This window comes from uncultured Clostridium sp. (genome assembly GCF_947072515.1).
Classification (GTDB): domain Bacteria; phylum Bacillota; class Clostridia; order Clostridiales; family Clostridiaceae; genus Clostridium.
Genome location: NZ_CAMTIG010000002.1, coordinates 82,902 through 105,169 on the forward strand (window position 1 = coordinate 82,902; position 22,268 = coordinate 105,169).

A 22,268-nucleotide genomic window follows, 5' to 3' on the forward strand; every position below is an offset into this window, starting at 1 on the left:
GTGGGTTAGAGTAGCTCACTGCTATTTTCAAAGTATTTGATAATATATAAAATTAAAATAAGAACCTAAAGGTTCAATCTTTTTTAGAAAGAGGTGTAATTATGAGAGTAGATTTAGAAAAAGCTTTATCTAAAATTCCTGCACTAAAAGAAAAAATTACAGAAATGGGGAATTTACTTTGACAATGAAGGCTTAGATAAACAAATTGCAGAGTTGGATTTAGTTATGCAAACGCCAGGCTTTTGGGATGATATAAAAAAAGCTGAAGAAGTAACTAAAAAAAGTAAATTTCTAAAAGATAAAAAAGAAAACTTTAATAAAATCTATAGAACATTAGATGATGTGGAAGTATTAAAGGAGTTTATGGAAGAGGATGATGATGAATCCATAAATGAAATAATAGACTCAATAGAATTTATAGAAGATGAAGTTGAAAAATATAGAATTCAAACACTTTTATCAGGTGAATATGATAGAAATGATGTTATTTTTACGCTACATGTAGGTGTTGGAGGTTCTGATGCAAATGACTGGACAGAAATGCTTCTGAGAATGTACACAAGATGGTGTGAAAAACATGGCTTTTCTGTGGAAACTGTGGATTTAATTCAAGGTGATGAGGCAGGAATTAAAAGTGTAACATTAAAAATTTCAGGAGAATTTGCATATGGTTATTTAAAAGCAGAAAAGGGTATACATAGATTAGTTAGAATATCACCTTTTAATGCAAATGGTAAAAGGCAAACATCCTTTGCATCAGTAGAGGTATTACCACAGCTTACAAAAGAACAAGATATTGAAATTAAACCAGATGATTTAAAAGTAGATACTTATAGAGCCAGTGGGGCTGGAGGACAACATGTCAATAAAACAGAATCAGCAGTAAGAATAACACATAAGCCAACTGGAATAGTAGTTCAGTGTCAAAATGAGAGAAGCCAATTTTCTAATAGAGATACAGCTATGGAAATGCTTAAATCAAAGCTTATAGAACTTAAAGAAAGAGCTCATAAAGAAAGAATTGAAGATTTAACAGGAGAACTCAAGGATATGGGATGGGGAAGTCAAATAAGATCATATGTGTTCCATCCATATAGTTTAGTTAAAGATCATAGAACAGGGGAAGAAACATCAAATGTTCAAAGTGTAATGGATGGAGAGATAGATAAATTTATAGTAGCAGAATTAAATAGAAAAGAATAGTATATATTATAAAAACTAAAACTATCTAATCCCCCTTATATAGTTTAGTGCTCTTTTAAAAAGCCTATCTTTTTAGATAGGCTTTTTTGATTACTTAGAAATTAGATTTCTTTTTCTTGATAAATATAATATTCTTGTAGAAAATATAACTTAAACAAATAGAAAAAGATAATAAATAAAAAATATTATTTAGGATTGCTCTTTTGAAAGGAGAATAACAATATTGGATAATCTTCTTATTTAGAAGATTAAAACCATCATCGAGGGATTTAGTTGAGATAAATTCTTCTCTATCATTAGGTGTATGAATTCTACTAGAATCATCATTGGTTACAGTTAATGAGTCACCACCATACTTGTTAAAGCTTGTATGATCACTTGAATTTTCATACTTAATAGAAAGAGTTGATTTATTAAGTTTTATTAGAGAATTGAGATTATCAGAAGGAACTTCTTTTAAATGTTCACTTCTAACTAGAGATAAAGTTTCTGATGGAGACCCAATCATATCGATATTAATTATTTGACTACCCTCTACTATATCTGAATATTTTTTAGAAAATTCCTCTGAACCAAGAAGACCAAACTCTTCTGCATTTAAGAAGACAAAAATAATATCACGTTCAGGTTTTAGATTAATAGAGGAGAATACTTTTGCGAGTTCCAATAAAAAGCAGGCTCCAGATGCATTATCAAGTGCGCCACAATAAATATTATTTAGGCAATCTGTACCTAAATGATCAAAATGTGCAGAGAGGATTAAAGGTGATTTTGAGGAATCAGTTCCTTTAATCTTTCCAACTACATTAAATACTTCTGTTAATTTAGTGGAATAGGGTAGTTTACAATAAAGAGTTTTACCAGTTTGAATACTTTCTAATATAGATTCATAGGTTTTTTTAGTTAAAGCTACAGAGAAAGCAATTTTGGAATTATGCATAAAAGAACTTCTAAATTGAAAGCTTTCATCATCAGAGATATAAAATAAAAATATATCATCATCTCTTTTAAATGTAAGTGCATTTTTATGAACTTTAAAATTATCAGATTTGTTTAAAGTTATTTCGCTAGCTTTAAAGTTTAAAAAATCTTCTTTAAAATCAACACCATAATTAAAATCTCTTACAGAGCTTGCTCCATTTTGTATGGATAAAGTAGCTGTAGAGGATATTTGATCAGGTACTATTAGTTGAAAGCCCTCTTTATAATTTTTAGAAAGAGGTAGAAGCTTTAATTCTTTTAGTTTCTTTGCAATTTCCTCAGCAATAATATCATTTTCTTTTGAACCAGGTAAGCGACCAGCTATATTATCTGAAGTTAAAAATGAAATATTTTCTTTTAATTCTAAACTATCAAAATCACGATAAGGTATGTAGATGAAAGATAATAGAATAAAAATAACTGCAGATAAAATAAAAAGAAGTCTATAAAGTTTTTTTTACATTTTAATCATCCTTAAAAAATTATTACTTTAATATTTATTAAAGTAACTTCCTTAATATGAATTAATAAATGATAAGTAACTAAGACTTCTTTTTAGTATAAAGATTTAATTGCTTTTATATAACATATCTATTAATGAATAGGCTGTAGTAAAAATTAAAAATAAAGCTACAAAAATATTAAGTTTATTATTTACTATAATAAGCATGCCACCTAGAACAAGGGAGCCGATTATCACATAGTTTATAAACTTCATAAAACCAGGTGAATTACTTAAAATAACTAACATTGAAGATATTACAGAGCAAATTATTATTATGAAAGCAAATGAATTTTTTAAGATCTTGTCAAATTCAATTACTTTAAAATAATCGAAAAATAGTAATAGTAGAAGTATTATTAGTATAAGTGATAAAGTTTTTTGAATTATTTTAATCATAGCTGCCTCCTTATTTACAAATATTTACAATTTAAATTATACAATAAATAGAATATAAAAAATACAAAAAAATGAAAAAAATACAAAAAATATTGATAAGGAAGGAATAAAGGGTATAATAATTAAGTAGAATAAAGGTTGGAGGTTTTGTTATGAATATAAATGAAAAACTAGCTAAAGAACTTAATTTAAAGCTAAATGTAATAAATAATGTTATAGAAATGTTAGATGAAGGAAATACAGTTCCTTTTATCTCAAGATATAGAAAAGAAAAAACAGGAGGACTTTCTGATGAGATTTTAAGAGATTTAGAAGAAAGACTTATTTACTTAAGAAATTTAGAGGAAAGAAAGTCAGCTGTTATAAGACTTATAGATGAACAAGGAAAGCTTGATGATGCTTTAAAATTAAATATAGAGAAAGCAGAAACATTAACAGAAGTGGAAGACCTTTATAGACCATATAAAGCTAAGAAAAGAACAAGAGCAATAATAGCAAAAGAAAAGGGATTAGAACCACTTGCCATAGTTATAATGGATGGAAGCTTTAAGGGAGACATAAAAAAAGAAGCTGAAATATATATAAGTGAAGAAAAAGGAGTAGATTCTGTAGAGGATGCTATAAAAGGTGCTTTAGATATAATTGCAGAAAAAATATCTGATGAAGCAAAATATAGAAAATGGATAAGAAATATTACTTTTAGAGACGGTAAAATAGAAACTAAAGGTTCTAGTGAAGAGAGAACTCCATATGAAATGTATTATGAATATAGTGAGGAAGTATTTAAAATTCCACCTCATAGAATATTAGCTATTAATAGAGGAGAAAAGGAAAAGATACTTTCAGTAAAAATAATTATAGGTGAAGATAAGTTAATAACTTATTTAGAAAATAATATATTAAAGGGAAATGATAGTACTGATGAATATTTAAAAGAAGCTATAAAAGATTCTCTAAAAAGATTAATATATCCATCAATTGAAAGAGAAATAAGAAGTGAACTTACAGAAAAGGGTGAAGAGGGAGCTATAAAAATATTTAAAGAAAACTTAAAAGCTTTATTACTTCAAGCACCTATTAAAGGTAAAGTGGTAATGGGATATGATCCTGGTTTTAGAACAGGATGTAAAATTGCTATTTTAGATAAGAATGGTAAGTTTTTAGATAATACAGCAGTATATCCAACAGTACCTAAAAAAGATATTGAGGGAGCTAAGAAAACTTTAAAATCTTTAATTAAAAAATATGGAGTAGAAGTTATTTCATTGGGTAATGGAACTGCATCAAGAGAATCAGAAGAAGTTATAAGTGAAATGCTTAAAGAGATAAAAAATGAAGAGGGAAGAGAAATATCATATGTTATAGTTTCAGAAGCAGGAGCATCAGTTTATTCTGCATCAAAACTTGCAACTAAAGAATATCCAGATTTAGACGTTACTGTAAGAGGCGCTATATCCATAGGTAGAAGACTTCAAGATCCATTAGCAGAACTAGTTAAAATTGATCCTAAAGCTATAGGAGTAGGTCAATATCAACATGATGTAACTCAAAAGAAATTATCTGAATCATTAACAGGAGTAGTTGAAGATGCAGTTAATAAAGTTGGAGTAGATTTAAATACTGCAACACCAAGTCTTTTAACATATATTTCAGGAGTAAATGGAAGTATTGCTGAAAATATAGTAGCTTATAGAGAAGAAAATGGAGAATTTAAGACTAGAAAAGAACTTTTGAAAGTAAAGAGATTAGGACAAAAAGCATACGAACAATGTGCAGGATTTTTAAGAGTTATGGAAAGCAAAAATCCATTAGACAATACATCAGTTCATCCAGAATCATATAAAATAGCAGAAGAACTTATAAAAACACTAGGATATAAAATGGATGATTTAAAAAATAAGGAACTAGATGATATTGATGAAAGAGTTAAGGAGTTAGGTCTATCTAAATTATCTAAGGATTTAGAAGTTGGAGAAATGACTTTAGAAGATATAGTTAAAGAACTTCAAAAACCAGGAAGAGATCCAAGAGATGAGATGCCAAAACCTATATTAAAAACTGGAGTTATAGAGTTATCAGATTTAAAACCAGGAATGGAACTTATGGGAACGGTAAGAAATGTTTCAGACTTTGGAGCATTTGTTGATATAGGAGTACATCAGGATGGATTAGTTCATAAAAGTCAGCTTGCAAATAGATTTGTAAAACATCCATTAGATGTAGTTAAAGTTGGAGATATAGTTAAAGTTAGTGTAATGGAAATAGATAGTAAAAGAAATAGAATAAGTCTTACAATGAAAAATGTTGGAAAAAATTAGAAAAGATATTTTGGAAAACAGTTGACAAGAAAATGATAAGATTGATATAATTATAACGTAAATAAAATATTAATATCTTCAGGGCGGGGCGTAATTCCCCACCGGTGGTATAGCCCACGAGCTAATTTTTAGCATGATTCGGTGTAACTCCGAAGCCGACAGTATAGTCTGGATGAAAGAAGGTAAGATTAGAATTTTCTTATTGAATGTTTGCGCCCTGAAACTATATGTTTCAGGGCTTTTTTTATAATAATCATTTAAAAATTCTAATTTACCCAAAGAAGATAAATTTGGGGAGGAAAAGACATGACAAATACAAACAAACAAAACAAGACACAAAAAATGGTAAAAGGAGCAGTTTTGGTAGGACTAGCATTTTTATTAGGGTTTATAAGTATACCTATTATACCTATAGCACCATGGCTTAAGATTGATTTAAGTGACTTACCAATACTAATAGGTGCTTTTGTATTTGGACCATTAACAGGAATCATATTAGAGTTTGTAAAATGTTTATTAGGATTTTTTACAGGAAGTGCAACAGGTGGAGTTGGAGAGTTAGCTGATTTTATAGTTGGAGTATCATTAATTTTACCAGCAAGTTTTATATATCACAGAAATAAAACAAAAACAAATGCACTTATTGGAATGATAGTAGGAATAGTTTGTATGATAATAGTAGGAATACTTGCAAATATATATATTCTTTTACCATTATTCAAAATGCAAATGTCAGGAGCACAACTTAGAGAATATATAATTTTTGGATTACTTCCATTTAATCTTATAAAAGGAAGTCTGGTAAGTGGATTAACTTATGTACTATATAAAAAATTATCTACTTCTATATTTAAAGCTGATGTTGAGCTTGCAGCTAGAAAAAAAGAAGAGAAAAGACTTGCTAGTTAGATATTTAAAATGTCTCTAAATATATTCATTACACAAAAATAGCATGGACGTTTGTCCATGCTTTTATTAATCTTCAAAATCTTCATAGCGATACCACATTATGATAGCATCTTCACCATCTTTATAGAATTTTCGTCTAACACCTTCATCAGAAAATCCTATTTGTGAATATAGGTCATATGCATTTGAATTAGATTTTCTAACTTCTAAGGTTATTATATTACAATCTAATGTTTTTAAATATTCTATTGTAGCATTTAGAAGGCTAGTAGCAATCCCACGTTTTCTATAATCAGGATGAACTCCTATATTTGTAATTTGGCCTTCATCACAAACTATCCATAGACCAATAAACCCAACAACTTTATTATCTTCAATATAAACAAGATATTTAGCTACATTATTAGTAAGCTCTTTTCTAAGTTCTGTAATGCTCCAATAATCTTTTATGCTAAGTTCACTTATTTTTTGAACACCTTCTATATGACTTTCATCCATAAAGTAAATCCTATTGTCCATTCATTTGTAACCTCTGATTTAATTCACGAACTGCTTGTGGTTGTTTAAGATATAGAGGTGCTGAATTTTCATCATCATGAATATCTTTCTTTAATAATTCTAAACCAAGCTCTCCAATAGTTGATGCACGAACAACATTTACACTATTAGAAGCAAATACTGCATTTGAAATATTCTCTTCTAAGAATGTCTTATGTTTAAAAACACCATCTCCAATGAAAATTACCTTTTCATTTCTAGAATTAAGTTCTTCCTTAAGTTCTTCTAAAGAAAGAGATGTGTAATCTAGAAGTTTTTGGAGTTTACCATTATTAAACTTATAAAAACTTGTATATACAGTGTCTCTTAAAGCATCCATAATAGGACAAATAATTCCATCAAAAGAACCAACTGAAAGAGCTAATCCATCTAATGATGAGATGCTTATATAAGGCTTATTTGAACCAAAACTTAGACCTTTTATAGTTGCCATACCTATTCTAAGACCAGTAAAAGATCCAGGACCTTTAGAAACAACAAAACCATCTATATCATCTATAGTTTTATTAGAATCTTCTAAAATTCTTTCTATCATTGGCATCATTAAAACTGAATGCTCACGCATATTATTTAAAGTATACTCAGATACTATTCCATTATCATCAACTAAAGCACATGTAGCACATTTAGAAGATGAGTCAACACTTAAAATTAACATTTAAAAAATCTCCTTTATATAATTATATTCTTCTCCATAAGTATTAATATGAATTTTACGGAAGTTTTCACCTTTAGATAAATCTTTTTCTATGAAGATATGTATGTAGTCTTTAGGTAAAATTTCCTCAATATAGTTTGCCCATTCGATTATTGAAACTCCATCAGAGAAAATATAATCATCAAAACCGATAGCATATATTTCATCAGGATCGTTAACTCGATAAACATCAAAATGATAAAGTGTAAGTCTACCACTATGATACTCATTTACAATATTAAAAGTAGGACTAGTAATAGGTTCATGAATATCTAAACCCTCTGCAATTCCTTTTGTAATATGAGTTTTACCAGTTCCTAAATCACCAGTTAAACAAATTATATTTCCAGATTTTAAATTTTCACCTATATTAAAGCCAATTGATTTTGTTTCTTCAATTGAATTAACTTCATAAATCATTAAATTACTCCTTTCAAAACTTAGTCTTTATCTTTTATTTTATCCAAAAAAGTTAAATTTGAAAAGTGATGTATTGTTTTATATTGAAAAAAATATATAAACCGTGTAAAATGAGAATAAACTATATTTTTACAAATTGAAAAAAAAGGAAAATACATATAAGAAAATCTCCTTGGAGGTGAAAAGGTGAAGAAATTAACATTTATTATGCTTATAGTTACAGGAGTATTTTTTCTAGGGCTTGGAGGAATAGCAAAACCACTTTTAGCAGATACAACAGATGTTAATCATGCAGAAAGAGGAGTATATTTAAACATAATGGCATCGAATAAATCGGAATACTATATGTTAAATGCATTGACAAAAGGTGAGCATAATATTGAGTATATGTTTAGTAATGAAAAGAATAATGAGGAATATAAACCAACAGAGGAAGCAGAAGAAAATGTTTCAAATATGAATCTTTTCTTTTATGCCGGAAATAACTATGAACCATGGGCAAATGAATTTATTTCAAACCTAAATAGAAATGAAGTAGGAGTTATAGATCTTTCAAGAGGAATTGGATCTAAACAATATACTATAGATGGAAATAAAAAGGGGAATCCATATTATTGGACTGGACCAAATGAATATCAGATTATTCTTTATAATGCTAAATCAGCACTTCAAGAAAAAGATCCAGCAAATAGGTCTTTTTATGAAGAAAATTATAATGATATGATAAAAAGTATGAATGAAACATTGTCTGGGTTTAATAAAGTGCAATCTAAATGTAAAAATAAGCCGGTATTTTTAACTAGAAATAATGACTTTGAATATTTATTATCAGATTTAGGTATAAATTATATAGTAGTTCCAGAAAATATTAGTTTTAATGATTATATGGAACAGAATAATTTAAAGGAAAAGAATATTTTTGTAATTCAAAATTCAACTGATAAAGAAGCGGTAAAAGGAATTCCCGTTATAAAATTACAACTAGAAAATGAAAATATGGGATATTTAGAATTATTACAAAATAATATAAATAATTTAGAGAATGCATACAAATAAATGTTGACTATCCTTACAAAACATATTATAATAATATTTGTTCTGAAGGGGTATGGCTCAATTGGTAGAGTAGTGGTCTCCAAAACCATTGGTTGTGGGTTCAAGTCCTACTGCCCCTGCCAAAGCACTTAGATTTAATCTAAGTGCTTTTTTTTATATGTAATGAAAATGATAAAGAAAATGTATAGTGAAAAGAAAAATAAATTAAAATAAAACTAGCTGATGCTAGCTTTATTTTAAAAAAGTTTTTTAACACTAAAGAAAAGAAATGAAATAATTAAAGATAAAAGAGAAAAAAATAATCCGATAGATAAAAAAGAAATTAAAAATATATTAAAAGAAATTAGATAAAAGCCTAAGGTAGAGAAAGAGATACTAAGCAAAAGAAATATTCCATTGACTATTAAAGAAAAAATAAAAATAAATAAGATTCCATCAATAGCATTTTTTAAATCAGCACGACTTAGACTCATATGAGTACTGATAGAAATAGAAATAAATAAAAAAATCCAAAAAGATAAACTTTCGAAATTTGATAAAGTAAAAGTGTTTTGAAGAATAAAACTAAATTTACTTAATAGAAGCTTAAAAAAACTAGTAAAAGTAAATGTGCTTCCTAAATTTAGAAAATTATCTAAATTTATATGATTTAATATGGTATAAAAACTATTTCTTAAAAGAAGCCAATAAAAAAATATAAGAATTAAAGATCCTATAAGTAAAGGAGCTGTTCCTATAAAGAAATTGCCAATTCGTTGATAAAGATTTTTTTTATTATAACTATGAGTCACATGTCCGAGTTCTCCGTTATTATTTATAGAGAGAGAAAACCATTTTATGTCTATAATTTTATGGAAAAACAATTTAGCCATAAGAAAATGACTGAATTCATGAATGGTTGTACCTAAAATTCCGTATCCAATCAATCCTGTTTTACCAAAAGTGTTATAAATATAAGTATTACTTTTATTTTCTATAAATCTAATTAAGAATCCAAATGCTATAAGAGAGCAAACGAGACTAAAAGTCATAAAAAGACTCCATTCTAATATTTTAATCATAAATAATCCTCCTAAATAAATGAGTACAGAAATATTGTATATAAAATATAAAAAGAATGCAAAACAAAAAGGCAGATAAGATATCTACCTTTTAAATAAGACTATTGACCGATAGTGATATTGTATCCGGATAATAAGTTGTTTAAAGGATTAGAAAGAAGAGCTCCAGCAGTAACACCGATAGTTAATGTGAAAACAGCTAAGATGGCAAAAAGAATTAATGGAGCAATAAAGTTAGTGCCACCTGTACTTTCTAAAACAAGATTTTTATGTTTATAACTTTGAAATGTATTATTAATTTTACGGATACGATATTTAGCACTGTTTAAATATATTGAATTTCCAAAAAGTCCGAAAATAACCATTAAAGCAATTTTTAAAAGAAATCCTAAAAAAGGAAACATGAAAGAGAACGTATCAATTATAGATTCAGCTATCATGAAAACTAAAAACCAAAGATACATTTTTCTATAAAGTAACCAAAATGGTGTAAAGAAAAAACTACACCAATTCCAAGAAACAAAATTATCAGAACCTTGATGTATTTTAAAGATTCTAGCATAATAGTCTAAGTTTTTTGGACCTATATAAGTGTATAAATCATGATTTGAAATTGAAGCTTCTCCAGCAAGTTCAGAATCACTTTTAATAAAAGCATCTGTAGTTGAATTTTTAATATTTTCGTTTATATCATTAAATTCTTCATTCATATAAAGACCTCCTAAAGCTTTGTTAAAAGTAGTTTTTACAAATTAAAAGGTTAATATGCATTAAAATCTAAAAATAATGTTTACTATAACTGTAGCGAAGCATTATAATTTTTATAAATATAATATGAGGTGAAGTAATATGAATATAAGAGATTTAGAGTATTTTAAATGTCTTTATGAAATAAAAAGTTTCACAAAAACTGCTGAAAAATTATTTATTTCTCAACCATCTGTAACTTTAGCTGTAAATAGATTAGAAAAAGAGTTAGGGACAAAATTGGTAATTAGAAATCATTCAAATAAAGAAGTAAAGTTTACACAAAGTGGGGAAATTTTAAAAAAGAGAATAGATAATATTTTGCATGAAATTAGTGAGGTAAAGATAGAGATAGAAAAAATAGAAAGTAAAAAAATTAAATTGGGAATATCACCTACAATAGGAGCATATTTTTTCCCAAAGTTTATACCAGAGCTTATGGAGAAAAAACTTATTGAGCATATTGAATTTGTTCAAGCAGGATCCATAAAGATAAAAGAACTTTTATTAGAAGGGAAAATTGATATAGCTTTAGTTGGTTCGTTAAAAGAACTAAATGATGAAAACATAGATAGTAGTTTATTAACAAAAGAAAAGTTTGTTATGTGTATTAGTGAAAAAAATAAGCTATTAGAAGATGAAATTCTAGATTTTTCAGCATTAACAAAAGAAAAATTTATAGTATTAGGAGATGGATATGTACATTCTTCTGTATTTGATACATTATTAAACAAAGATAAAATAAAACCAGCAGAAATATACTATACAAATGAAGTGCAAACAGCAAAATCATTAATAGCAGCAAATTTAGGTGTTGGAGTTATGGTAGATATGGTTGTAAGAGAGATGAAAGAAATAAAAAGAATTCCTTTAAGAAGTCCTATAGATTTTTATATATCAATAGCAACTAAAAAAGAACATTATTTAATAGATATAGAAAAAAAGATAGTGGAAACTATAAAAGAAAAAAATAAAGAAATAAATGAAGGTTAATAAGAAATGTTTATGTTTTCATAGCTAAGAATATCTATATTCCTTAATAGTATTAGTTATGCTCATAAATTTTACTTATGAGTGAATAAGTAAACTATATTTTTAATATGTAATGATAGAGGGTATAATAGCTAAGTAGAGAATACGAAAGTATAAAAAAATAACATATTAAATTTAGGAAGTGATAAAATGAAAAAAATATTTCAGCTTTTTTTAATCTTCTTTAAAGTATCTATGATAACTCATGGTGGGGGTTATGCAATGATAGGAGTTATACAAGATGAAGTAGTTAATAATAAGAAACTTATGGATGATGAAGAATATATGGAGATAATTGGGCTGTGTCAAACCTTTCCAGGACCATTAGCTATAGGTTCATCATTATTTGTAGGATTTAGATTAGGAGGACCACTTGGAGCGGCAGCATGCCTTTTAGGGGCTTTACTTCCTCCGTTTGTAATGATATATATATTAGCTAGCTTTTTTATGAATTTTAACCATAATATATATGTTCAATATATATTAGATGGAATAGATGCACTGGTGCCAATGATAGTCTTAATGGCTGTGGTTAATTTTAGTAAAAAAATGCCTAAAAATTTACACAATATTATAGTAGCAATTATAGCACTAGTAGCATTGACAGTATTTCATATAAACCCTGCTTTTGTAATAATAGTTTCAGCTATTTATGGAATTGTTGTATTTGGAATTTTTAAAAGGGAGGTGCCAAAATAGATGTTACTTGCAAAAATATATTTTGCCTTTTTAAAAATAGGAGCGCTTGCCTTTGGTGGTGGATATGCAATGCTTCCATATATACAAAAGATAGTAGTAAATGACCATCATTGGTTAACAGCAAGGCAATTTACGTCATATATAGGACTTGTTCAAATATCACCAGGAGCAGTATCTTGTAATTTAACAGCATTTATTGGATTTAAATTAGCAGGATTTTTAGGTGGACTTGTTGGAATAATAGGACTTGCAACAGCACCAATTATTATAGTAACAATTTCATACTTTGCATTTGAAAAAGTTAAAAATTCTAGAATATGGAATGCGGCTTTAGTTGGTATGAAACCAGCGTTAATAGCATTGATTATTAGTGCATTCATTTCATTAGGAAGATCTGCATATAGAGATTGGAAAGAAATTGTAATAACTGTTATAGCTGGCATTTTACTATTCTCAAAAAAATTAAATCTGATTTTTATAGTTATAATTTGTGCGATATTAGGACTTATACTACATTAAATTTTATATAAATAAGAAAAATTTATGAGTAAATAAGAAATTTATATTTATGTTACATAAAAAAATGGAATATAATAAAATCATAAACAAGAAAACAAGAAAACAATTATTTAAATATAAATTATAAAAAAAAGGTGGTAGTTCAAATGAATTTTTTTGAAGAAAGCTTAAAAGTACATGAAGCTAAAAAAGGGAAAATTGAAGTGGTTTCTAAATTAAAAGTAGAAACAAGAGATGATTTAAGTATTGCTTATTCACCAGGAGTTGCAGAACCTTGTAGAATGATAAAAGAAAATAAAGAAGATGTATATAAATATACTTCAAAAGGAAATATGGTTGCAGTAGTAACAGATGGTTCAGCAGTATTAGGTCTTGGAAATATAGGACCAGAAGCAGGACTTCCAGTTATGGAAGGTAAGGCTATTTTATTTAAAGAATTTGGAGGAGTAGATGCATTTCCAATATGTATAGATTCAAATGATGTAGATACAATAGTTAACACTGTAAAACTTATATCACCAGGATTTGGGGGAATAAATTTAGAAGATATTTCAGCACCAAGATGTTTCGAAATAGAAGAAAAATTAAAAAAAGAGTTAGATATTCCAGTATTCCACGATGATCAACATGGAACAGCAATTGTAGTTTTAGCAGGTGTTATGAACGCTTTAAAATTAGTTGGTAAAAAAATTGAAGACGTTAGAGTTGTAGTTAATGGAATGGGAGCTGCAGGAACAGCTATAGCTAAACTTTTAATGTCAGCAGGTGTTAAAACTATAATTCCATGTGATAAAGTTGGAATTATAAATGAAGATATGGAAGAAATTGATTATGCTAAAAGAGATTTTGCTAAAATAGCTAATCCAAAGAAAATTACTGGTTCTTTAAAAGATGCATTAAAAGGTGCTGATATATTTATAGGAGTTTCAGCTCCAAATATAGTAACTGCTGAAATGGTTAAATCTATGAATAAAGATTCAATACTTTTTGCAATGGCAAATCCAGTTCCAGAAATTATGCCTGATATAGCAAAAGCAGCAGGTGCAAGAGTTATGGGTACAGGAAGATCAGATTTACCTAATCAAATAAATAATGTATCAGTATTCCCAGGATTATTTAAAGGTGCATTATCAGTAAGAGCAAAAGAAATAAATGAAGAAATGAAAATAGCAGCAGCAATGGCAATAGCAACTGCAATAGATGAAAAAGACTTAAATGATGAAAATATTATACCATCTTCTTTAGATAAGAGCTTAGCTCTTAAAGTTGCAGATGCAGTAGCAAAAGCAGCAAAAGAAACAGGAGTTGCAAGAATATAAAATAGTTATTTAAGTAAAATATCAAAAAAATTAGAATTTAAATACTCCCTTATACAGTAGATATATTAAAAAAAATATCTATTATATAAGGGAGTATTTTAGTTTATTTAATAGTTAAAAGTTTAACGATAAAGATATGAATCTAATATTAAAAGACGAAAATTACTTGTAAATTGTGGGTAAATAGTATAATTAATAGAAAAAGTATTTAAAAAATAGTGAAAAAAATGAGTGATTATTAAAAGGGTTATTTTGGATAAGTTTTGATTTGTGATATTATAATACTAATTTAAACTAACATTATTAAATTAAAAATCGCAGAAAAAAGCTGGCTTTTCTAAGCTGGCTTTTTTTATAATATAAATTTGATTAAATGTAGAATAGAGAGATGAATAAAAACTATACAAAGTGAAAAAATAAATAGTCATCTAATTTAATAAAATAATATTTTTAAAATTGATTTTGTAATATAATTAAATAATAAAAAGGAGGTTGTTTTATGATAGAAATAAAAAATATAGTAAGAAAATATAAAATGGGAAAAGAAATTATTATAGCTTTAGATAATGTATCTTTAAATATTGAAGATGGAGAGTTTTTAGCTATAGTAGGACCATCGGGTTCAGGAAAAACAACATTAATGCATATTGTAGGGGGACTTGATACACCTACGAGTGGAGAAGTATTATTTGATGGAAAAGATATTTCAAAATATAAAGATAAAGAAATGTCTAAATTTAGGAATTCATATATTGGATTTGTATTTCAAGCATTTAATCTTGAAAATACACAAACAGCACTTGAAAATGTTATGATGCCACTTATTTTTGCAGGAATGGGGAAAGCTGAAAGAAAAGAAAAAGCAATGAAAGCTTTAGAACAAGTTGAACTTGCACACTTAGCTAATCATAAACCAAGTGAAATGTCAGGTGGACAAAGGCAGAGAGTATCTATAGCTAGGGCATTAGTAAATGATCCTAAAATTATATTTGCTGATGAACCTACAGGAAATTTAGATTCTAAAACAGGAAATAATATTATGGAACTTTTTTATAAGCTAAATGATAAAGGATATACAATAATTATGGTAACACATAATATGGAAGAGGCTAAAAAAGCTAAGAGAGTCATACAAATAAAAGATGGAAACCTTATAAGTGATGAGAGAAATGAGGGATTTAAAAATGAAGCTTAGCGATAATATTTCATTAGCTTTTAAAGACTTAGGAAGAAGAAAAAAGAGAACATTTTTAACTTCCTTTGGAATAACTCTCGGAGCAATACTTATAATATTAATGGTTTCATTAGGGCTTTTATTAAATCAGTTTATGGTTAGTACTGTAAATAGTGGAAGTAACACTAAAACTATAACAGTAAATCCTGTTAAAGCTGATGCAACAATGCCAACAAATCCAAAAGAAGCAATTCAAGATATGCCAGATTGGATGAAGAAGAATTTTAAATTAATAAATAATGAATCTTTAGAACAAATGTCAAAATTGAATGGTGTTGATGGAATAGAAGCGTACATAGGGGCACAAGTTGCGGAGATTATAAGAGATGGGAAAACTTATTATGGAAACTTTGCTATTAAAGGATATAACTTAAATTATGATATGTATTTTAATAGCGATGTTGAAAATGCAAAATCTAACTCAAAAGATAATAACTTTAATGCTATAATTGCAGGAGAAAATTTGAAAAATGGTGAAAATAATGATGTAGTAATAGGACAAAGTTTATTAGAATCATTAGGAATAAATAATCCGAATGATATTGTAGGACAAAATGTAACGATTGATATAACAAATATAAATGGAACACCGGTATCACCATTTAAAATGCAATTTAAAGTTGTGGGGGTTATGAGTAAATACATGCCTGATGGAAATAAAATTGTAATGAACAGTAAAGATGTTGAAAAGATTGCAGGGTTTATGCAATATACAAATAATTTCTTTAAACAATATGGTTATAACGGTGTAGTTGTTGAAGGACAAAATTTAAACAATGTAAATGGAATAGTTGATGGAATTAAAAATATAGGATATTTTGCTCAATCAACTGGTGATAAAACAGCACAGATAAATAGCAGTTTTAATACAATAACAATGGTTTTAGCTATACTTGGAATAATTGTAATAATAGTTGCAGGTATAGGAATAGTTAATACTATGGTTATGGCTGTACATGAAAAGAAAAAGAGCATTGGAATTATGAAAGCAGTTGGTGCAAGTAGTAGTGAAATTAAAACTATGTTTATATTCCAATCAGGAGCGATAGGTCTTGTAGGTGGAGTAATAGGAGCTATAATAAGTAGTGTCTTATTTAGAATAATTAGTGGCGTTATAATTGAATCTTTATCTAAAAAAGGAAACAGTGTAGCGTTAATGAAATTTGCACCTTGGTGGCTTATAGTAGGAACAATAATATTTTCAATAGTAATTTCGGTTATAGCAGGAATATATCCTTCTAGTCAAGCTTCGAAATTAGATCCAATAGAAGCATTAAATGAGTAAGGAGGAAGAAAGATGAAAATATCAGATGGAATAAGTATAGGAATAAAAGATCTTTATAAAAGGAAAGTTAGAAGTATTTTAACAGGGATAGCAATAGCGGTAGGATGTATGCTTTTAGTAGCAATGCAAGGAATTGGAGATACTATAAATAAAACAGCTACAAGCTTTATCTCAAGCTTTGGAGATATGAGTCAAGTTATGGTGATGCCACAAAAATACGATGCAAATAATAACTTTGCAATGCAATTTCAAGAACAATCAAATAGTGGAATGCAACTTCTTCCATATACTCAAAATACACAACTTAATCCTAAAGAACAAGATAATGAGAAAGCTATAACAGCAAGTTCATTAGAGAGTATGAGCAAAATAACGGGAGTTAAGAATTTAAGCGTATATGAAGCAAGTAGAGCGTCAAATATAGAAGTAGCAGGAACAGATAAACAAGGAAGCTCAGCAGTGGTATTAGGATACAATCCTAAATATTTATATACAGGACAAGGGGATATAATTGCAGGAAGTGATTTAAATAGTAATGATGCAAATGGAATCCTTGTAAGAAAGTCATATTTAGAAAATATGGGGATAAAAGATTTTAACTCTGTAATAGGGAAAAAAATAACTTTAATATTATCAATGCCAAGTATTAATGGAATGGTAATGCCAGAGAAAAAAGTAAACTTAACTATTAAAGGAGTATATGAAAATAAAAACTCTTATTATCCAGGTAGTATAATGACGTTTGAAAATATAACAAATGAAATGCAAGCGTATTATACAGGAACAACTATCTCAAAAGTAAAACCCAACTATTCAATGGTGACTATAAATACGACTTCAGATAAATATATAGATAGTATAATGAAAAACATAAATACTAACTTAGGATATTCAACATTTAATTTAGGTGAAGTTGTGGGATTAGTAAGTGTATTTACAGGATTTGTACGAGGAATATTAGATATAGGAGCAATTATAGTAATAATAGTTGCAAGTGTAGGGCTTATAAATACTATGACAATGACCATTGGAGAAAAGAAAAAATGGATAGGAATAATGAGAAGTATTGGAGCTAAAAGAGGAAATATTAAAATAATATTCTTAGCACAAGCAATATTTATAGGAATACTAGGAGCTATAGCAGGGTGTATATTAGCAATAATTGCAATATTTATTGTAAATATATATTTAACTAATACAGGCAAAGATATAACAATAATGCTTACTAGTGGAAATGTAGCATTAGGATTTATAGTTACAGTAGTAGTTTCAGCAATATCAGGAATATTACCAGCAAGAAAAGCAGCAAAATTAGATGTAATTGAAATAATTAATGAGGAATAGGATTTAAAATAGAGAGGAGAGAATAGGTAATATAGAAAAACCTTTTGTTATTGAAACAAAGGGTTTTTTTATATATTAAAAAACAGCCAATAGAAAATTCTATTGGCTGCATTTATATCCATAAAAAAGAGGATAAAAACTAATTAGTCTTTAAAAACTATTAAATTTTTTAATATCTCTTCCCTATTACTTCTTGGTTTTTACCTAATTAGTTATATTGATATCCCTTACCTTTGTAATCAGAAACTTTTTCAGTTACTTGTTTACCATTTTCAGTTACTGTTTTAGTTGTTAATGATTCACCTTGGTTTGAATAAGTATCAGTTACTGTTGGAATTCCATCAAATGAACTAGCAGGTGCATTTTCAATTACTTTAAATGCATAGCCATGATCTTTGAAGTATTTAATTACAGATGGAAGAGCAGTTACAGTATCTTTCTTAGCTCCAGCATCATGCATTAATAAAATAACTTGGTTAGGATTTGATTGACTTTGGATATCTTTATCCATAATACTGATTAGCTGATTTACATTAAGTACAGCAGTAGTACCTGAATCACCTGTTTCAGCAGTCCAATCTAAAGCTGTATCATGATCTTTATCTAGAGCAGCATTAAAGCTTACTAAGTTAGGATCGTGATAGAATGCTCTTGACATGTATCCACCTGGTAATCTTACGATATGAGTAGCAAAGTTTGGTCCCATTAAATCACCTAAAAGTTGCTGAGTTTCAGAAACTTGATTCATGAAGTAAGGTACATCAATTTTATTGTTAGGATATAATTCACTATAAACGTGCGTAAATGTATGGTCACCTACAGCATTACCGTCCATTATTTCTTGTCTAACAATTTGTTGCATAGCTGGATAACTCTTTAAATGATCTCCAATTACAAAGAATGAAGCGTGAACGCCGTTTTCTTTTAAGATATTTAAAATCTTAGGAGTATTGTCTGTACTTGGACCATCATCAAATGTTAAGAATACTTGTTTTTGAGTTCCTTTATAATCACCAGCAATCATTTGAGCTACTTCATTTGCTGGAACAGCATAGCTTTCAGCTGATTTTATAATATTTTGTCCAGGAACGATTTCTTGTGGTTTAAACCAATTTTCGTATGGATTAATGTAACCTAAATATTGATTACTTGCTGTATGACCTTTGTTTTCTTCAAATGTCTTCATTGCAGCACTAGTTTGGTCTTGCTCAGCTTTTGCTTGTGCAACTTTTTGAGCTTGTTCAGTAGCAGCTTTATGCTCTTTTGAATCAGTAGCGTGAGCTTTGAAAGCAAAGCCTCCACCAATAACAATTACTGCGGCAACGATAATAGTTATAATTGCTTTTTTCTTCATTAGTATAATACCTCTTTAAATTAAAATATTTTTATAAAATTCCGTAAATAGCCTTCTTAAAAGCTAACTTTATTATCCCTTAAAAGTATTATAAATAAGTTACAAAAAAGCAAAAAGAAAATTAAAAATACAAAAATTTTTGTGGAATAAAAAAGATTTATTGTTAACACATATTTACATTTACAAATTTAAATATTCACCTAAATTGATACAGTGTGAATCTGGGTTATGTCCCAAATTTACTGTTCTAAAAAGTGGTTTATCGGTTAACTTTAAGAAAAGCTCTTCGATAGATGGAGATAAATTTTCATTATCCATTTCTGTAAAGTTTCCTAAAACTATAGCCTTAATTTTAGAAAAATCTTTTAATAAAAGTAGCTGATTAATAAAGGTTAACATTTTATATTGATTTCCACTATAACTTTCTAATAAAAGAATTTTATTTTTTAAGTCGGGCATATGAGGAGTTCCAGCTAATTTTAAAAAGCAACGAATATTTCCACCAATAGCGATACCTGTTATAGGTGAAATTGAATTATTTCTAAGGGATATACAATTTAAATTAAATAGAGAAGTTCCGTTCTCTAAAAACGCATCTTTGAAAAGTGCCAGAGCAATAGGCATTTTAACTATATTTAAAATTTGATAATTAAAAATATTAATATTTGTATGTTTAATAAAAGCGTTTAAAATAACTGTTAAATCGCTGTATCCAAAGAATTTAGCAGAGGAATTAGTTATAAGGCTAAAATCTATAAAAGGTAAAAGAGAGTTAGATAGATCTCCACCGGAAATATCAAATACTCCATCAATAGATGTATCGTTTAGAAAATGGATTAATTCTTTAGCCATTTTTTGATTATCTCTATTTAAGATGTCAGTATTATGAATTAAATAATTAGACTTAATAACAGTAAGATTAAGAGAATCTAATAAATTTAAAAGCTTAGAAACATTTGCCATACTTGTTATAGGGTTAGATAGAGCTACAAGAACTATTTTTTTTAATATCATAAAAATTCTCCTTAAAGTTTATTTGTTATATTTTATATTATCTTAGGGAAAGATTAATTTAAAGGTATCAAATTAAAAAAAATTGAATAAAAAGTAATAAGAATGATTTATAGAAGGTGATTAATTTGAAGAAAACATTAGAAAATAGTACAGTAGTAAAAGTTGAAGGAGATATGCTAACAATAGATAAAAAAGACACTTTTTTCTCAAACAGCAAAATGTGTATAAAAATAAAGGATATTACTGGATTATTGGAGTGGAATGAAATAATCATAGTATTAGGAAAAGGAATATACACAGAATACGAGCTAAATGAAAAAAATAAAGAGAAAATTAAAAGTCAGCCAAATACTATAATAGGAGAAAAAAATGAAATAGAAGACATTTATGCAGAGTTATATATATTGCTTCAAAATGTTCCAAATATGTGAATAAAACTAATATATGTATAATATAGAAAATAAGCGAAATTTAGATAATAATAAAGTAGAAATTTAATGCAAAGTAACAGATATGAATAAATGAAAAATAAAAAAGAAATAGTTAACGAATATTCATTACTTTTCAAGGTATTAAAATTCGTTATAGAGAAAAAGAATTTATTAAAAAAAGAAAATGAGATACAAAAGATATAAAAGTATTAAAATAAATACCGTTAAAATATTAGAAAGACAATTAAAGACTTAATCTATTGAAAAAAAATATTAAAAACACTAATATAAGTCAGGAAAATATTTTTCCGAAATAAATACAAGGGAAAAGGAAATAAAATGAAATTTTTTAAAGCATATACACCATTTCAAAAGGTGTTTTTTGTATTTTTTATGATAGCAAGTATCGTAACATTCTTCATACCTGCATTTATAGGTGGAGGAAGATTATCAGATGTGTTAACTATAGGAGGAATAATCGGATTAGTAGCAACGCTATCAGGAGTAGTAACATCTATTTATCAAGTAAGAGGAAATTTAATATTATATTTTTGGTGGATAGTAAATACAGTAGCAATGTTAATAATCTCAATAATGGGCTGTCTTTATGGACAAGCGATAAAGACTATATTATTAACTTTACCATTACAAATATTTGGACTTATTGCATGGAAGAAAAGCCTTGCTAAAAGTAAGAGTGATGTTGTAATAGTAAAAAGATTTAAAAAGGGACAATGGCCAAAAGTTATTATAGCATTAGTAATTTGTTGGTATTTATATATGTTATTTATTAAGTACTTACCATATGGAGTACATTATATATTTGGAACAGAAATTAAGCAGGATCCACAATTATTTATGGATTCAATATCAGGAATTTTAACAACATTTGCATTCTATTTAACTTCAAAGAGATATGTAGAGCAATGGATATTCTGGATTTTTGCAAATGTAGGTTTTATATTATTTGTAAAAGCGTTAATAAATGCACCACATTTTTCAATAATATATCTTTCAGGAGCTGTAATGTGGGCACAATTCTTAGTTAGTTCATTCTATGGATATTACAACTGGCTAAAAATGGAGAAAGAACAAAATGCTAAATTAGCAAAGGAAAATAGTGAAAAATTAAACGCACAAACTGCGAATTAGTATAAAAAAGCAAGCTGAGTTTCAGCTTGCTTTT

At 27.6% G+C, this 22,268-nt stretch carries 22 protein-coding genes, 1 tRNA gene and 1 riboswitch; of the genes, 14 read left to right on the forward strand and 9 right to left on the reverse strand.

The annotated features are described in order from the left end of the window. Positions 1 to 101: 101 nt before the first annotated feature. Positions 102 to 1,203 (forward strand): peptide chain release factor 2 gene (gene prfB, locus Q0W06_RS01305; protein ID WP_297630281.1). Its coding sequence is split into 2 segments (ribosomal slippage): positions 102 to 179 and positions 181 to 1,203, totalling 1,101 coding nucleotides; the frame shifts between segments, so codons are not numbered across the junction. Between the two features lie 94 nt (positions 1,204 to 1,297). Here prfB and Q0W06_RS01310 read toward each other — a convergent pair. Then, complete coding sequence (locus Q0W06_RS01310) at positions 1,298 to 2,143, reverse strand: M28 family metallopeptidase (protein WP_297630284.1); 846 nt, start codon at positions 2,141 to 2,143, stop codon at positions 1,298 to 1,300. Positions 2,144 to 2,752: 609 nt separating this feature from the next. Beyond that, entirely contained in the window at positions 2,753 to 3,085 is a 333-nt protein-coding gene (locus Q0W06_RS01315; RefSeq protein WP_297630286.1) for a hypothetical protein, read from the reverse strand. A 152-nt stretch (positions 3,086 to 3,237) separates the two neighbouring features. Between Q0W06_RS01315 and Q0W06_RS01320 the strand changes: the two genes are divergently transcribed. Both Q0W06_RS01320 and Q0W06_RS01325 read left to right on the forward strand, forming a co-directional pair. Then, positions 3,238 to 5,403, forward strand: a complete 2,166-nt coding sequence (locus tag Q0W06_RS01320; protein ID WP_297630288.1) for a Tex family protein — start codon at positions 3,238 to 3,240, stop codon at positions 5,401 to 5,403. 70 nt (positions 5,404 to 5,473) lie between these two features. Then, a riboswitch (FMN riboswitch) is annotated at positions 5,474 to 5,591 on the forward strand. Between the two features lie 118 nt (positions 5,592 to 5,709). Beyond that, the gene (locus Q0W06_RS01325) at positions 5,710 to 6,312 is read left to right on the forward strand and encodes an ECF transporter S component (protein ID WP_297630290.1); all 603 of its coding nucleotides are present in this window, start codon (positions 5,710 to 5,712) and stop codon (positions 6,310 to 6,312) included. Between the two features lie 66 nt (positions 6,313 to 6,378). Here Q0W06_RS01325 and rimI read toward each other — a convergent pair whose 3' ends face one another. The 3 genes from rimI to tsaE are packed head-to-tail and all read right to left on the reverse strand — an operon-like array spanning position 6,379 to position 7,987. After that, positions 6,379 to 6,831, reverse strand: coding sequence for a ribosomal protein S18-alanine N-acetyltransferase (rimI, locus tag Q0W06_RS01330; protein WP_297630293.1), 453 nt, complete (start codon positions 6,829 to 6,831; stop codon positions 6,379 to 6,381). Beyond that, positions 6,821 to 7,528 carry a tRNA (adenosine(37)-N6)-threonylcarbamoyltransferase complex dimerization subunit type 1 TsaB gene (gene tsaB / locus Q0W06_RS01335; RefSeq protein ID WP_297630295.1) on the reverse strand — a complete coding sequence of 236 codons (708 nt, stop codon included), beginning with the start codon at positions 7,526 to 7,528 and terminating at the stop codon, positions 6,821 to 6,823. Before tsaB ends, rimI begins: the two co-directional genes overlap by 11 nt. Continuing rightward, the gene (gene tsaE, locus Q0W06_RS01340) at positions 7,529 to 7,987 is read right to left on the reverse strand and encodes a tRNA (adenosine(37)-N6)-threonylcarbamoyltransferase complex ATPase subunit type 1 TsaE (protein WP_297630298.1); all 459 of its coding nucleotides are present in this window, start codon (positions 7,985 to 7,987) and stop codon (positions 7,529 to 7,531) included. A 186-nt stretch (positions 7,988 to 8,173) separates the two neighbouring features. Between tsaE and Q0W06_RS01345 the strand changes: the two genes are divergently transcribed. Continuing rightward, complete coding sequence (locus tag Q0W06_RS01345; protein ID WP_297630301.1) at positions 8,174 to 9,043, forward strand: zinc ABC transporter substrate-binding protein; 870 nt, start codon at positions 8,174 to 8,176, stop codon at positions 9,041 to 9,043. A gap of 46 nt (positions 9,044 to 9,089) precedes the next feature. Beyond that, positions 9,090 to 9,165: transfer RNA gene (locus Q0W06_RS01350), tRNA-Trp, on the forward strand. Positions 9,166 to 9,279: 114 nt separating this feature from the next. Here Q0W06_RS01350 and Q0W06_RS01355 read toward each other — a convergent pair. Both Q0W06_RS01355 and Q0W06_RS01360 read right to left on the reverse strand, forming a co-directional pair. Beyond that, on the reverse strand, positions 9,280 to 10,104 hold the full coding sequence (locus Q0W06_RS01355; protein WP_297630304.1) for a hypothetical protein: 825 nt from the start codon (positions 10,102 to 10,104) through the stop codon (positions 9,280 to 9,282). A gap of 101 nt (positions 10,105 to 10,205) precedes the next feature. Then, complete coding sequence (locus tag Q0W06_RS01360; protein ID WP_297630307.1) at positions 10,206 to 10,814, reverse strand: DUF2628 domain-containing protein; 609 nt, start codon at positions 10,812 to 10,814, stop codon at positions 10,206 to 10,208. A 139-nt stretch (positions 10,815 to 10,953) separates the two neighbouring features. Here Q0W06_RS01360 and Q0W06_RS01365 point away from each other — a divergent pair, with 139 nt between their 5' ends. From Q0W06_RS01365 to Q0W06_RS01395, 7 genes are all read left to right on the forward strand, one after another. Continuing rightward, positions 10,954 to 11,844 (forward strand): LysR family transcriptional regulator, encoded by an 891-nt coding sequence (locus Q0W06_RS01365; RefSeq protein WP_297630310.1) that lies wholly within the window; start codon positions 10,954 to 10,956, stop codon positions 11,842 to 11,844. Positions 11,845 to 12,033: 189 nt separating this feature from the next. Continuing rightward, a complete protein-coding gene (locus Q0W06_RS01370; RefSeq protein WP_297630312.1) occupies positions 12,034 to 12,582 on the forward strand; it encodes a chromate transporter in 549 nt (182 codons plus the stop codon). Then, positions 12,583 to 13,101 (forward strand): chromate transporter, encoded by a 519-nt coding sequence (locus Q0W06_RS01375; protein ID WP_297630315.1) that lies wholly within the window; start codon positions 12,583 to 12,585, stop codon positions 13,099 to 13,101. Between the two features lie 146 nt (positions 13,102 to 13,247). Beyond that, positions 13,248 to 14,420, forward strand: coding sequence for an NADP-dependent malic enzyme (locus tag Q0W06_RS01380; protein ID WP_297630317.1), 1,173 nt, complete (start codon positions 13,248 to 13,250; stop codon positions 14,418 to 14,420). 499 nt (positions 14,421 to 14,919) lie between these two features. Further along, positions 14,920 to 15,615 carry an ABC transporter ATP-binding protein gene (locus tag Q0W06_RS01385; protein ID WP_297630320.1) on the forward strand — a complete coding sequence of 232 codons (696 nt, stop codon included), beginning with the start codon at positions 14,920 to 14,922 and terminating at the stop codon, positions 15,613 to 15,615. After that, a complete protein-coding gene (locus tag Q0W06_RS01390; protein WP_297630323.1) occupies positions 15,605 to 16,939 on the forward strand; it encodes an FtsX-like permease family protein in 1,335 nt (444 codons plus the stop codon). Before Q0W06_RS01385 ends, Q0W06_RS01390 begins: the two co-directional genes overlap by 11 nt. 12 nt (positions 16,940 to 16,951) lie before the next feature. Continuing rightward, positions 16,952 to 18,283, forward strand: a complete 1,332-nt coding sequence (locus Q0W06_RS01395) for an FtsX-like permease family protein (protein WP_297630326.1) — start codon at positions 16,952 to 16,954, stop codon at positions 18,281 to 18,283. Between the two features lie 208 nt (positions 18,284 to 18,491). Here the strand turns inward: Q0W06_RS01395 and Q0W06_RS01400 are convergent, their stop codons facing one another. Together Q0W06_RS01400 and Q0W06_RS01405 are read right to left on the reverse strand one after the other, a co-directional pair. Further along, a complete protein-coding gene (locus tag Q0W06_RS01400; RefSeq protein ID WP_297630328.1) occupies positions 18,492 to 19,637 on the reverse strand; it encodes a polysaccharide deacetylase family protein in 1,146 nt (381 codons plus the stop codon). 180 nt (positions 19,638 to 19,817) lie between these two features. Continuing rightward, positions 19,818 to 20,651, reverse strand: coding sequence for an LD-carboxypeptidase (locus tag Q0W06_RS01405; protein ID WP_297630331.1), 834 nt, complete (start codon positions 20,649 to 20,651; stop codon positions 19,818 to 19,820). A 125-nt stretch (positions 20,652 to 20,776) separates the two neighbouring features. Here Q0W06_RS01405 and Q0W06_RS01410 point away from each other — a divergent pair, with 125 nt between their 5' ends. Then, positions 20,777 to 21,082 (forward strand): hypothetical protein, encoded by a 306-nt coding sequence (locus Q0W06_RS01410; RefSeq protein ID WP_297630333.1) that lies wholly within the window; start codon positions 20,777 to 20,779, stop codon positions 21,080 to 21,082. A 339-nt stretch (positions 21,083 to 21,421) separates the two neighbouring features. Beyond that, positions 21,422 to 22,234: a nicotinamide riboside transporter PnuC gene (gene pnuC, locus Q0W06_RS01415; RefSeq protein ID WP_297630335.1), complete on the forward strand. Its 813-nt coding sequence runs from the start codon at positions 21,422 to 21,424 to the stop codon at positions 22,232 to 22,234. Positions 22,235 to 22,268: the final 34 nt, after the last annotated feature.